General features: G+C 69.9%; 10 protein-coding genes. 7 read left to right on the forward strand and 3 right to left on the reverse strand.

Annotated elements, in window-relative coordinates:
- Positions 1-9: 9 nt before the first annotated feature.
- The 4 genes from ACZ5IK_RS22445 to ACZ5IK_RS22460 are packed head-to-tail and all read left to right on the forward strand — an operon-like array spanning position 10 to position 6285.
- The gene (locus tag ACZ5IK_RS22445) at positions 10-4050 is read left to right on the forward strand and encodes a beta-ketoacyl synthase N-terminal-like domain-containing protein (protein ID WP_465489559.1); all 4041 of its coding nucleotides are present in this window, start codon (positions 10-12) and stop codon (positions 4048-4050) included.
- 15 nt (positions 4051-4065) lie between these two features.
- A complete protein-coding gene (locus tag ACZ5IK_RS22450) occupies positions 4066-4365 on the forward strand; it encodes a phosphopantetheine-binding protein (protein ID WP_465489419.1) in 300 nt (99 codons plus the stop codon).
- 4 nt (positions 4366-4369) lie between these two features.
- The gene (locus ACZ5IK_RS22455) at positions 4370-5155 is read left to right on the forward strand and encodes an alpha/beta fold hydrolase (RefSeq protein WP_101608574.1); all 786 of its coding nucleotides are present in this window, start codon (positions 4370-4372) and stop codon (positions 5153-5155) included.
- Complete coding sequence (locus ACZ5IK_RS22460) at positions 5152-6285, forward strand: glycosyltransferase (protein WP_465489420.1); 1134 nt, start codon at positions 5152-5154, stop codon at positions 6283-6285. The genes ACZ5IK_RS22455 and ACZ5IK_RS22460 overlap by 4 nt, the downstream gene beginning before the upstream one ends.
- Before the next feature lie 479 nt (positions 6286-6764).
- Here ACZ5IK_RS22460 and ACZ5IK_RS22465 read toward each other — a convergent pair whose 3' ends face one another.
- From ACZ5IK_RS22465 to ACZ5IK_RS22475, 3 genes are read right to left on the reverse strand one after another with little or no spacing between them, the layout of a single operon-like run.
- On the reverse strand, positions 6765-6929 hold the full coding sequence (locus ACZ5IK_RS22465) for a hypothetical protein (protein ID WP_465489421.1): 165 nt from the start codon (positions 6927-6929) through the stop codon (positions 6765-6767).
- Between the two features lie 52 nt (positions 6930-6981).
- The gene (locus ACZ5IK_RS22470; protein ID WP_465489422.1) at positions 6982-7833 is read right to left on the reverse strand and encodes an ABC transporter permease; all 852 of its coding nucleotides are present in this window, start codon (positions 7831-7833) and stop codon (positions 6982-6984) included.
- Positions 7830-8774: an ATP-binding cassette domain-containing protein gene (locus ACZ5IK_RS22475; RefSeq protein WP_465489423.1), complete on the reverse strand. Its 945-nt coding sequence runs from the start codon at positions 8772-8774 to the stop codon at positions 7830-7832. The genes ACZ5IK_RS22470 and ACZ5IK_RS22475 overlap by 4 nt, the downstream gene beginning before the upstream one ends.
- Positions 8775-9110: 336 nt before the next feature.
- Here ACZ5IK_RS22475 and ACZ5IK_RS22480 point away from each other — a divergent pair, with 336 nt between their 5' ends.
- From ACZ5IK_RS22480 to ACZ5IK_RS22490, 3 genes are all read left to right on the forward strand, one after another.
- Positions 9111-10706 (forward strand): DUF6801 domain-containing protein, encoded by a 1596-nt coding sequence (locus tag ACZ5IK_RS22480; RefSeq protein WP_465489424.1) that lies wholly within the window; start codon positions 9111-9113, stop codon positions 10704-10706.
- 198 nt (positions 10707-10904) lie between these two features.
- Positions 10905-11678, forward strand: a complete 774-nt coding sequence (locus tag ACZ5IK_RS22485; protein WP_465489425.1) for a hypothetical protein — start codon at positions 10905-10907, stop codon at positions 11676-11678.
- A 2-nt stretch (positions 11679-11680) separates the two neighbouring features.
- A complete protein-coding gene (locus tag ACZ5IK_RS22490; RefSeq protein WP_465489426.1) occupies positions 11681-12484 on the forward strand; it encodes an MlaE family ABC transporter permease in 804 nt (267 codons plus the stop codon).
- Positions 12485-12486: the final 2 nt, after the last annotated feature.

A 12486-nucleotide genomic window follows, 5' to 3' on the forward strand; every position in this document is an offset into this window, starting at 1 on the left:
AATCAGACCGTGGTGAACCAGGAACAAGTGGCCATCGTCGGCATGGGAGTGTTCCTCCCCGGCGCGTCCACCGTGGACGAATACTGGCAGAACATCGTTTCCGGCACCGACGCGATCACCGAGATCCCGCCGCACCGCTGGGATCCGAGTTTCCACGACGGTGACGGCCGCACTCCCGACCGTACCTACGGGCGGCGCGGCGGGTTCGTCGCCGACAGCCTGGACTTCGACGCGACGGCGCTGGGCATCGCGCCCAGTTCCGTCGCCGGGATGGAGCCGGATCAGCTGGTCGCGCTGGCCGTCGCCGCGGCCGCGGTCGACGACGCGGGTGGCTTGCGTCGGCTGGGTGACCTCGAACGCGTGGGCGTGATCCTCGGCAGGGGCGGCTACCTCTCGCCCGGACTCCAGCGATTCGATCAGCGTGTCCGGTCGGTCCGTCAGATCACCGGCGCGGTCCGGGATCTCCTGCCGTCGGTGCGCCCGGAGATGCTCGACAGGCTCCGGGACGCGTTGCTCGAACCGCTCGGCGAGTTCCGGCCCGACACCGCGATCGGGCTGGTGCCGAACCTCGCCGCGTCACGCGTGGCCAACCGTCTGGACCTCGGCGGCCCCGCGTACACGGTGGACGCCGCTTGCGCGTCTTCGTTGCTGGCCGTGGACCAGGCGATCGGCGAACTCGCCCGACGCCGCTGCGACGTCGTGCTGGCAGGCGGGGTGCACCACTGCCACGACGACACGCTCTGGTCGATGTTCACCCAGCTCGGCGCCCTGTCCCCGAGCCAGCGGATCAGCCCGTTCTCGCGGGACGCGGACGGTCTGCTGATCGGCGAGGGCACCGCGATCGTCGTGCTGAAACGGTTCTACGACGCGCGCCGCGACGGCGACCGGGTCTACGCGGTGCTGCGCGGGTCCGGGACGTCGAGCGACGGCAAGGGCGCGAGCCTGCTCAGTCCGGCGGTGTCCGGGCAGACCCTGGCGCTGCGCCGCGCGTGGGCGTCGGCGGGTCTCGATCCGACGGCGCCCGGCGCGATCGGCCTGCTGGAAGCGCACGGGACGGCGACACCGACCGGGGACGCGGCCGAGCTGGCCACCCTCGCCGAGGTGTTCGGTCCGCCCGAAGGCCGCCGTGCCGCGATCGGCGCGGTGAAGGCGATGATCGGGCACACCATGCCGACCGCCGGTGCCGCCGGGCTGGTCAAGGCGGCGCTCGCGCTGCACCACGCCGTCCTGCCGCCGACCCTGAACTGCGCCGATCCGAGCCCGCTGCTGGACAAGACCCGGTTCCGGGTCCTGGCCGAAGCCGAGCGCTGGCCCGCGGGCGACGTGCCACGCCGGGCGGCGGTCAACGCCTTCGGTTTCGGCGGCGTCAATGCGCACGTGATCCTGGAAGAGGCCGATCCGGCGCCCACCCGGCCACGCCGGGCCAAGGTGACCGGGGAGCCCGAGCGGATCCTGCGGCTCGCGGCGTCCACTCCGGACGAACTCCGCGCCCTGCTCGACCGCCCGGACCCGGAATCCGGCGGGCACGGACCGAGCCGGATCGGGCTCGTCGGGCCGACCGAAAAGCGGCTCGAGGTCGCGCGGAGGGTGCTCGCGAAGGTCACGGCCGAGGGCCGGTCCTGGCACGGGCCCAACGACATCTGGTGCAGTACGGCACCTTTGCTGGAGCAGCACGGTGCGAAGACCGCGTTCGTCTACCCGGGACTGGAGGCGGACGCGGAACCGCGCTGCGCCGACGTCGCCCGGCACTTCGGCCTGGAGCGGCCCGAATGGTCGACGGAGAGCGTGCTTTCGCGCGCGTCGAGCGTTTCCCAGGTCGGGTTGCTGCTCGACACCGCGCTGCGGCGGCTCGCCATCATGCCGGACCTGCTCGCCGGGCACAGTGTCGGCGAGTGGACCGCGATGCAGGCGGCCGGGATGTACCCCGGACAGTCCACAGAGGACATGCTGAGCCGGTACTGGCCGCAGGGGTTCACCCTGCCGGACGCCGAATTCCTGGTACTCGGCTGCTCCGCGGAGCGGGCGGTCGCGCTGCTCGCCGCCGAACCGGAACTGATGGTCTCCCACGAGAACGCGCCGCGGCAGACGATCGTCTGCGGTGACCCGGCGGCCGCGGCCCGGCTCGCGCGCCTGTGCACCCAGCACGGCATCGTCGCCAGGACGCTGCCCTTCCGGTCCGGGTTCCACACCCCGCTGATGCGTTCCCGGCTCGGCCCGTTCACCCGGCTCGCGGCGGAACTGGACCTGAAGGCGCCGCGGATCCCCGTCTGGTCGGCGACCACGGCCCGGCCGTATCCCGCGGATCCGGTGGAGGTCCGCGAGCTGTACCTGGCCCACCTGGTTCGGAAGGTCCGGTTCCGGGAACTCGTCGACGCCCTCTACGCCGACGGCGCCCGCGTCTTCGTGCAGGCGGGCGCCGGTCAGGTCGGTTCGTTCGTGGCGGACACCCTGGGAGCGCGGCCGCACCTGGTCGTCCCGGCATCGTCCGGCACCAAGCCCGGGCTCGCCCAGCTGCGCCGGGTGGCCACCGCGGTCTGGGTGGAGGGCGGACGGCCCGCGTTCGACGCGCTGGAGCCGCGCCGGACCCGGATCGACACGGCGGGCTCGCTGCTCTCGGTCGACAATGACGTCAAGGGCATGTTCGAGGGCGACACCACGGTTCCCGAGCTGGCCGACGGCGTTCCGGACGTGATCGTCGCGGAGTTCACCGCGCTGCTCGCCGAGACCAGGCAGGCCGCGGCGAGCGTCGTCAACGCGGCCGCGCGCAGGTCCGCCGAGTCCACCGTGGAGTCCACTGTGGACGTCTCGCTCGCCGCGATGCCGTATCTGGTGGATCACCGGTTCTTCCGGCAGCGCGAGGACTGGCCGGACGAGGCGGATTTCCGGCCCACCGTCCCCGCGACGACCCTGGTCGACCTGGCCTGCCGGGCGGCGGAGCGGGCCTGGCCGGGGACGGTCGCGACCGGCGTGAGCAACGCGGCGTTCTCCCGGTGGCTGATCGCCGCTCCCGCGCGGCGTGTCCCGCTGTCGATGACCCGCGAGGGCGACCGGATCAGTGTCCAAATCGGACCACACGCCAGTATGGACGTCCACCTGGCGCAGCGGTATCCGACGGCGCCCCGGCCGTCCCCGCCGCCGGGGCCGGAGACCGCGCCCCCGCTCAGCGCCGCCGAGATCTACTCGCGCCGGGAGATGTTCCACGGTCCCGCGTACCAAGGGCTCGCCAGGCTCATCGGGCTCGGCGAACGGCACATCCGCGGCGACCTCGTCGTGCCGTCGGCGCCCGGCGCGCTGCTGGACAACGTCGGCCAGCTGCTGGGCTGCTGGCTGATGGCCACCAAGGCGGACGCGCTGCTGGCGTTCCCGACGTCGATGGGCCGGATCACCTGGTACGGCCCGGAACCGGCGCCGGGCACGCGGTTGCGGTGCGTGGTCCGGGTCCGGTTGCCCCGGCCGGACGTGCTGGAGATGGACGCCGAACTGGTGCGGGACGGCGCCGTGCTGGCCAGGATCGAGCAGTGGCGGGACATCCGCTTCCCGTGCGACCGGCCCGCTCACCGGGTCTACGCCTTTCCGGACCGGCACCGGCTCGCCGAAGCGCACCAAGGCGGTTGGGCACTGGTCACCGACCGGTGGCCGAGCCCGGCCGCGCGGGACATCTACGCCGGCGTCTATCTCGGTTCGGAGGAACGCGCCGAGTTCGCCGCCTGCGCGCCGCGGCGGCAGCGCGGCTGGCTGCTGGAACGGATCGCGATCAAGGACGCCGTGCGCGCGAACCTCGGGCTGGACGGCGTCTACCCGGCCGAAATCCGGGTCAGCGCCGACGGGACCGCGGTGACCGGGGTCCACGGCCGGGAACTGCCGCCGCTGGCAGTGGCCGTCGCGACGGTCGGAGACGTGGCGGTCGCCCTGGTCCGGGAACGGGGCGCGACGCCGCCCCGCATCGCGGTCCGGGCCGAGGGCGATTTGGCGGGACTGGCCGAGGAGATCGGCGCAGGGGTGGAGTTCGCCGGGATACCGGGGCACGTGGTGGCCTGGAACCGCGGGTAGGAACAGGAGCAGAGCATGACGATCGAACAGCAGAGCCCGGCGTCGGTCTTCGGTACCGTGGCCGAATTGCTGAGAGAACTGGTGGGGGACACCGACGTCCTCGGCATCGAGATCACCCCGCAGACCACCTTCCACGAGGATCTCCAGCTCGAGAGCATCGATCTGGTGACCTTCGCGAGCATCCTCGCCGAGTTCTTCGGCGCGGACGTCAACCTCGCGGAGTTTCTCGCGGAGAAGGATCTCGACGACGTGATCGAACTCCGGGTCGGCGACATCGCGGACTACGTCGCCGCCCGCCTCGGCGAACGGGGCTGAAGCGGTGCCGACGATGACCGTCAACGGGCTGCGCACGAACGTGCACCTCGTGCCCGGCGGGGGCACCGAGACCGTGGTGTTCCTGCACGGCATGGGCACCGACAGCCTGGCGAGCTTCTACCTCACCCTCGCCCCGCCGGTCGCCGCCGCCGGGGTGGACGTGATCAGCTACGACCTGCGCGGGCACGGGAAGACCGAACGCCCGGAGCGCGGGTACACGATCGCGGACTTCATCGCCGACCTCGACGACCTGCTGGACCAGCTCGACCTCGATCGCCCGGTCCACCTGGTGGGCAACAGTTTCGGCGGCACCCTCGCCTACAGCTACGCGGTGGCGAAACCGGAACGGGTGCGCAGCATCGTGTGCATCGAGTCGGAGCCCGCCACCGAACTGTGGGCGGACAAGATGGCGCAGATCCTCGAACACACCGTGCGATTCCTGAAGGTCGAGGAGAGTTTCGACTGGATCGAGGCCAACTACAGCGCCCATCACCGGCGGCTGGCGAGAATGGCGGCGGAGCGGATCACGTCCACGTCGATGGCCGAGGAGGTCCCGCTCGGCCCGTTGCTGACCCTGGACCAGGTGGCGGGGATCGACTGCCCCGTATTGTCCATTTTGGGCAGTCACGGATACCAGGCCGACGATCTCAACGCGCTGACGTCCTTGTTGCCCCGTGGCGAGTTGCACGTGTTCGAGGGGCAGGGGCATTCGGTGCTCGTCGAGCAGCACCGGGAGGTCCGTGAGCTGCTGCTGAACTGGATCTCCCGGCACGGGAGGCCGCGCGGATGAGCCGGTTCCTGCTGGTCGTCCCGCCGCTCACCGGGCACGTGGCCCCGTTGCGCGCGGTGGCCGCCGAACTCGTGGGCCGTGGCCACGATGTCGCCTGGTGCGGTCCGGAACCCACGACGTCGGAGCTGACGCGGGCGGGCCGGGTGTACCCGGCGGCGGACGCGCTGGAGTTCGCCGTCGAACGTCGTCCGGAGGGCCTGCGAGGGTTCGCCGCGCTGAAGTTCCTCTGGGAGCAGTACCTGGTCCCGCTCGCGGACGCGATGGTCCCCGGGGTCGACAAGGCGGTGTCCGCCTTCCGCCCCGACGTCGTGATCGCCGATCAGCAGGCCTTCGCGGGCCCCCTGGTGGCGAGCCGCCGCTCCTTGCCGTGGGTCACCTCGGCGTCGACGTCGACCGAACTCGGTGACCCGCTGAGCGCCATGCCGAAGATCGCCGCGTGGGTCGGCAAGCTCCAGGAAGAGCTGCGGACCCGGCACCAGGTGGACTGCGGCGACCTGCGGTTTTCCCCGCACCTAGTCCTCGCCTTCACCACCGTCTCGCTGACGGGACCACTCGCCGACGTGGGCGCTGTCCGCTTCGTCGGCCCGGCGCTGGCACCGGCACCCCCGGTCGGGTTCTCGTGGGACCGGCTCGACGGCAGACCACTCGTCCTCGCCACCCTCGGCACCGCCAACGCCGCTCTCGGCCGCCGTTTCCTGGCCGAATGTGTCGACGCGCTCGCCGGGATGCCCGAGGTCCAGGGCCTGGTCGTCGACCCCACCGGCGAACTGATCAGCGACGAAGTGCTGATCGCCAAACGGATCCCGCAGGCGGAAGTGGTGCGGAAGGCGGCGGCGGTGATCTGCCACGGCGGGCACAACACCGTCAGCGAAACCCTCGCGTCCGGGCTGCCGCTGGTGATCGCGCCGATCCGGGACGACCAGTCGATGCTGGCCCAGCAGGTCGAGGCGGCGGGCGCGGGACTGCGGCTGCGCTTCGACCGCGTGAAGGCGCCGGACATCCGCGGCACGATCACCGAAGTGCTGACCGAGCCCGCCTATGCCGCGGCGGCCGCGCGGGTGCGGGCTTCGTTCGCGGCGGCCGGGGGAGTCGTGGCCGCGGCGGATCACCTGGAGTCCTTGCCGCGCTAGGGCGTGTTTCATAAGTCTGTTCGATGGGCTTCGTGATCCAGGTGGTTCCTGGCGGTGCGGGCGGATCGGCCTCGTACCGGGTCGTACTCGGCCGCGTCCGCCCGTGCCGTCAGGGGCCACCTGGGCGCGAAGACCGCGAACATGGCTTATGAAACACGCCCTAGGCCCGCGTGGCTGTCCCGGTAGCGCGTGAAGGCCCCCATGGCGCATGTGGGGTCCGTTATCGAGAGGTAAGTCAAGGTGGCGTGTTCATGGCGAGGCTAGCGATGGGGTGAAGGCGTCCTTTGCCGCGTCTGATGCCGAATGGCCGTGTCGCGAAAGTCACTTTCGGGACATCAGACGTCGCGAAAGTGGCCTTCGCGACACCCCGGATGGCTGGTGTGGCTTCACGGTGGTCGGGTTGGACAACAGTGTCGCGACCGACACCGAAAACAGCACGAGGACGCCACTTTTGTCCTTCTCCTCAATACTACCTCCGCTCAGGTTGTCCTGAAGGCCACCTTTGAGACGGTCAATGTCTTAAAGGTGGCCTTCAGGACGTCGTGCGCCGCAAGCGGATCCGCCCCGATTCTCGCGATCGATGCCCCCAATGCCGCATTGGAGACGCTCAGCGTCTCCAATGCGGCATTGGGGGCATCAGCCACCCACGGCTCCGCGCCAACGAGGGCCGAAGGGCCCTTCCCGCGGCGCCGCTCCTCACCGCGGCGGAGCCTCCCGCGGTGACCGGAACGTCCTCGCGGAGATCCACCCGCCCGCCAGCGCCGCCACCGCCGCGATCGCGAGCGAGATCGGGATCGACCAGCCCGACGGCCGTCCCAGCGCGAGCGCCCTTGTGGCGTCGATCGCGTAGGTCAGCGGGTTGATCGCCGAGGCCACCCGCAGCCAGGTGGGCATGGTCTCGAGCGGCATGTAGGCGCTGGACGAGAACATCAGCGGGAACATGACCACGAACGACGCCATCTGCAGGGTTTCGGCCTTGCGCAGCCAGGTCGTGATGGCTACGAAGATCCAGCTCAGGCACCATCCGACGACGAGCGTGAGCAGAAGTGCCGCGGTGACACCGAAAACCCCGCCGGTCGGCCGGAAACCGAGCAGGGCCACGCTGGCGAGCGCCGTCACCAGCAGTTGCACGGCCAGCCGGGCGGAGTCGGAGATGGTGCGGGCCACCAGGACGGCCGAAAGACTGATGGGCATGCACCGGAGGCGTCCGGTGAATCCACTGTAGATCTCCGCGAGCAGGCCGGCGCCCGAGCTCATCGCGGTGGTCATCGCGATGTTCACCAGCGTCGCCGGGACGAGGAAGTTCACGTAACCCTGGTAGGCCGCGACACCGGGCAGCATGCTGACCCCGTTGAACACCTGGCTGAACAGCAGGAGCAGCACGATCGGTTGCAGCAGCCCGAAGAACACCAGCCGCCGGTCGCCGAACGCGGTCTTCAGCGACCGGACGGCGAGCACCCGGACCTGGGTGCCGAAAGTGCTCGGCGGCCAGGTCGCCGGATCGGTCAGCACCAGCGGTGCCGGCGCGCGGTGGCGTGCCTCGGTCATGACGGGACCGCCGGATTCCGGTGCAGGGAAAGGTAGACGTCGTCGAGCGTCGGCTCGGCGACGGTGAGGTCCTTCAACGGCGCGCCCGCCGCGTCGAGCGCGCGGACCAGCACCGTGATGTCGGCGGGCCCGGACAGCGCGACGCCGAGCACCAGCCCGGAGGCCGACGTCGTGCAACCCATGCCGAGCCGGTGCAGCGCGGCCACTGCCCGGTGGGCGGCGAGTCCGGTGCCGAAGGTCAGGGTCGCGGTCCGTTCCCCGAGTCTGGCCTTCAGTTCCGACGGCCGCCCGGAAACCGTGACGTGCCCCAACCCCAGCACGATGACGTGATCCGCCAGTCTGTCCGCCTCCTCGAGGTATTGCGTGGTGAGTACGACGGTGGTGCCGCGCGCGGCGAGCCGTTCGACGCCGTCCCAGAGTCCCGCGCGGCTGAGCGGGTCGAGGCCGGTCGTCGGTTCGTCGAGGAAGAGGACGTCGGGGGAGCCGACGAGCCCTGCCGCGAGATCGAGCCGCCGCCGCATCCCGCCGGAATACGTCCGCGCGGGCCGGTCCGCGGCGTCGTCGAGGCCGAACATGGCGAGCAGTTCGGCCGCGCGGGCCCTGGCCTGGCGCCGGTTCGCGCCCAGCAGCCTGGCGACGAGTTCGAGATTGCCGCGGCCGGAGAGCGCGTCGTCGACCGCCGCGAACTGGCCGGTGACCCCGATCCGCCGCCGGACGTGATGTCCGGCGCGGACGACGTCGAAACCGCACACCTTGGCACTGCCGCCGCTCGGTTTGACGCGGGTGCTGAGGATGTCGATCAGCGTCGTCTTCCCGGCACCGTTGTGGCCGAGCACCGCGAGCACGGTGCCGCGGCCGACGCGGAGACTGACGCCGGCGAGAGCCATCACTTCACCGTAGTGCTTGGCAAGGCCGGTCACTTCGATGGCAGCCTGCTCCATTCGCCGAACGTAGCGGGGGTTTCGGTGCGGCCGCAATGAACGGGAGCGGACTCCGGACGCGCGTGACAATTCAGGACGTCGTCTTCCGCACGCGTGTCACAAGAACATGCGCGTGACAGTTTCGGATCCGCCGATGTCGGCGAGCGTGACAAAAGCGATTCGGTGCGGGTGGCGGTGCCAGTTAATGAGTCACCCGATCCCACCCGGATGACAAACAAAAGGTGCCGGATCCGGTGTCCTTGCCGGTGCGAGAGGGCATAGGTAATTTACCCCTTCCGTGTCCGTGCTGTTTCGGCCGTGTCACGCAATTTCTCCGATTCCCCGGGAGTGACCGTTGTGAAGTTCCCACAGAAACTGAAGTCGAAAAGATCGGTGCAAGCCTTGGCCGCCGGCACGGTGGCCGCCGTCGCGGCCACCCTGGGCGTCGCCGGGGCGGGCTTGAGCGAGGCGGCGCCCGCGTCGCTGACGCTGAAGTACACCTGCCCGTTCCCGCTGATCGGCGACCAGACGCTGGTCGTGAAGATCGACACCGTCCTGCCGGACGACGCCGTGGCCGGGAAGACGTCCACCCCGATCACGTTCGACGTCGACGTCACCGTTCCGGCGGACGCGACCGCGGGGCTTTCGCTCGTCGGCGCCACCACCGTCGAGGGCAGCGCGAAGGCGGGCGCGGTGCTGAAGTACCCGGTCGACAAGACGCTGAACCTCGGTCTCCCGCTGGTCATCCCGGTCACGCCGGTGCCGGAGGCGGGCGACTTCCACGTCAAGACGAGCGGCAAGGCGCCCGCGGTCACGTTCCCCAGCGCGGGCACCGCTTCGGTGACGGTCGGGAACTTCAGTACCACCATGACGCCGAAGAACGCGCAGGGGCAGCCGACCGACCTCGGCACGTTCACGTCGGACTGCGTCGTCCAGCCGGGACAGAACCAGCAGCTGGGGACGTTCGAGATCAAGCCCGCCGGTGGTGGGACGACGACGCCGACCACCCCGACGACGCCTACGACTCCCACCACGGAGCCCACTCCGACGACTGAGCCGACTCCGACTTCAACGACGCAGCCGACTCCCACCACCGAGCCGACCCCGACGACGGAGCCGACTCCGACTTCGACCACGCAACCAACTCCGACCACGGAGCCCACTCCGACGACCGAGCCGAGTCCGACCCCCACCACGGAACCCACTCCGACCACGGAACCGACCCCGACGACGGAGCCCACGCCGACTTCGAGCACACAGCCGACTCCCACGACGGAGCCGACTCCGACCACCGAACCCACGCCGACTCCGACCACGGAGCCGACGCCCACGACCGAGCCCACTCCGACGACGCAGCCGACTCCCACCACGGAGCCGACTCCGACGACCCAGCCGACGAGCCCGACCACCGCGCCGACCTCGACGACCACGACACAGCCGCCGGGTGACACCAAGATCGTCTACGGCGTCAAGGGCAGGACCACCATCGCGGGGCTGAACGCCAGGCTGCCGCTGGGCCCCGGTGAGTTCACCGCGAAGCTGAACGCCCAGTCGGGCAAGTTCACCGGTCAGCTCTCGCTGCCGCCGTCGAACGTGCAGTTCCGGTTCCTCGGCTTCTTCCCCGCCTCGGCGACGGTGAAGATCAACCAGGTCGGCGACGTGACGGGCACCGTCAACGCGGGCGCGGTGAAGGCCGACACGAAGGCCGACGTCAAGCTGCTGACGGTGCGGCTGTTCGGATTCCCGATCCTGGCGAGTTCGACCTGCCAGACGGCCAAGCCCGCCGACATCCCGCTGGTTTCGGCGCACGGCTTCAACCCGTTGAAGGGCGGCAAGCTGACGGCCGAATACAAGCTGCCGCAGTTCCGCGGCTGTGGCCTGCTGACGCCGTTGATCAGCGCGATGGCGTCCGGTGACGGGAACAGCCTGGAGATCAACCTCACCAAGAAGTAGCAAACCCTCGTGAGTGGTAATGACGGTTAGAACCGTCATTACCACTCACGAGCCACACGCCAAAACAGTTACGCCCATTACAACCTTTCCCCGTCGTCGCCCCTCCATTCCCGAATTACTTGTCTGCCTGATCTTCCGCCAGTAGCGTGCTGCACAAGTTGGCCGTTCGGCCGGAGAAGTCGAAGTGAGGAAGCCCGAATGTCAGTGATGACCGGGCGCGTTCTGCGCGCCTTCCTGCTCCCGGCGGTGCTGGGGCTGGGGGCGCTTTCACTGGCTTCCGCCTCGGCCGCTCCCGCGCCGGCACCGCAGGCCGAGCCCGAACAGCCTCCGTCCGCCGCGCAGGCCGGGCTGAAGTTCGGCTTCTTCGTCGGTGACGAACAGCAGCCCACGACGAGCCGCGTCGCGAAACTCGGTTCGGACATCACGTTCCCGCAGGGCCGGTTCGACGGCATGATCCTCGGTTTCACCGACAAGTCGCCGATCTCCGGCAAGCTCGCCATCCCGTCGACGTCGAGCTACTTCGTCTCCTTCCGGTTCATGCCCGCCACCGGCACCGTCGAACTCGTCCCCGACGGCGACGCGACCGGCGTCGTCGACGTGGACACCGGCGCCACGGGCGACTGCAAGGAGGTCGGCACCGCGATCTGCGCGCACACCGACGTCACGTCGAAGGTGTTCATCAAGCTTTCCAACGTGAAAGTGGACGGAAAGGTCCTCGACGTCGGCCCGAACTGCCGGACGGCGCAGTCGGCCGTGGTGAACATCAAGGCACTGGTGCCGCTCGCGTTCCCCGCCCCGCCGGTGAAGGTCACCAGCACCTTCGCCACGCCGGGATTCACCGGTTGCGGGGTCCGTGAGGATCTGAGCCCGTTGCTCACCGGTCTGGTGGCCGGACCGGGCAACACCCTGGTCACCAACCTCAAGCTGCGGTGCGTCGGCTCGGCGGGTCCCCCCAACGGATGCGGAGCCTGACGATGACCAATCCCGTCACCCTGCTCGCCCGCGCGCCGGAGAAGGCCGCCGCGGGACTGCGCGAATTCGGCCGCATGTGCGCCATGGGCCTCGACGTCATCCTCGCGATGTTCCGCCGTCCGGTGCAGGTCCGCGAGTTCGTCCAGCAGTTCTGGTTCATCGCCAGCGTGTCGATCACGCCGGCGATCCTCGTGTCGATCCCGTTCGGCGCGGTCATCTCGCTGCAACTCGGCTCGCTCACGAGCCAACTCGGCGCGCAGCAGTTCAACGGTGCCGCGAGTGTGCTCGCCGTGGTGCAGCAGGCCAGCCCGATCGTGACGACCCTGATCATCGCGGGCGCGGGCGGTTCGGCGATCTGCGCGGATCTCGGCGCGCGCTCCATCCGCGAGGAGATCGACGCGATGGAGGTGCTCGGCGTCTCGCCGATCCATCGGCTGATCGTGCCGCGGGTGCAGGCGGCCATTGGGGTTTCGGTGCTGCTCAACGGTTTGGTCAGCGTCGTCGGTGTGCTCGGCGGCTACTTCTTCAACGTCGTCGTGCAGGGTGGGACGCCGGGCGCGTACCTCGCCAGCTTCAACGCGCTGGCCCAGTTGCCCGACCTCGTCGTCAGCTCGATCAAGGCGTTCATCTTCGGGTTCCTCGCCGGTGTCGTCGCGTCCTACCGGGGGCTGAACCCCAGAGGCGGCCCCAAGGGCGTCGGTGACGTCGTCAACCAGTCGGTGGTGATCACGTTCCTGCTCCTGTTCTTCGTCAACACCATCCTGACCGCGCTGTACCTGCAACTCGTCCCGGCGAAGGGAACCTGATC

Source organism: Amycolatopsis sp. NPDC031561 (assembly GCF_055580625.1).

Bases quoted from the DNA above. Each gene is read 5' to 3' on its own strand.
- ACZ5IK_RS22470 (WP_465489422.1), bottom strand. From the start codon at position 7,833: ATGACCGAGGCACGCCACCGCGCGCCGGCACCGCTGGTGCTGACCGAT.
- ACZ5IK_RS22485 (WP_465489425.1), top strand. From the start codon at position 10,905: ATGTCAGTGATGACCGGGCGCGTTCTGCGCGCCTTCCTGCTCCCGGCG.
- ACZ5IK_RS22460 (WP_465489420.1), top strand. From the start codon at position 5,152: ATGAGCCGGTTCCTGCTGGTCGTCCCGCCGCTCACCGGGCACGTGGCC.
- ACZ5IK_RS22475 (WP_465489423.1), bottom strand. From the start codon at position 8,774: ATGGAGCAGGCTGCCATCGAAGTGACCGGCCTTGCCAAGCACTACGGT.
- ACZ5IK_RS22490 (WP_465489426.1), top strand. From the start codon at position 11,681: ATGACCAATCCCGTCACCCTGCTCGCCCGCGCGCCGGAGAAGGCCGCC.
- ACZ5IK_RS22450 (WP_465489419.1), top strand. From the start codon at position 4,066: ATGACGATCGAACAGCAGAGCCCGGCGTCGGTCTTCGGTACCGTGGCC.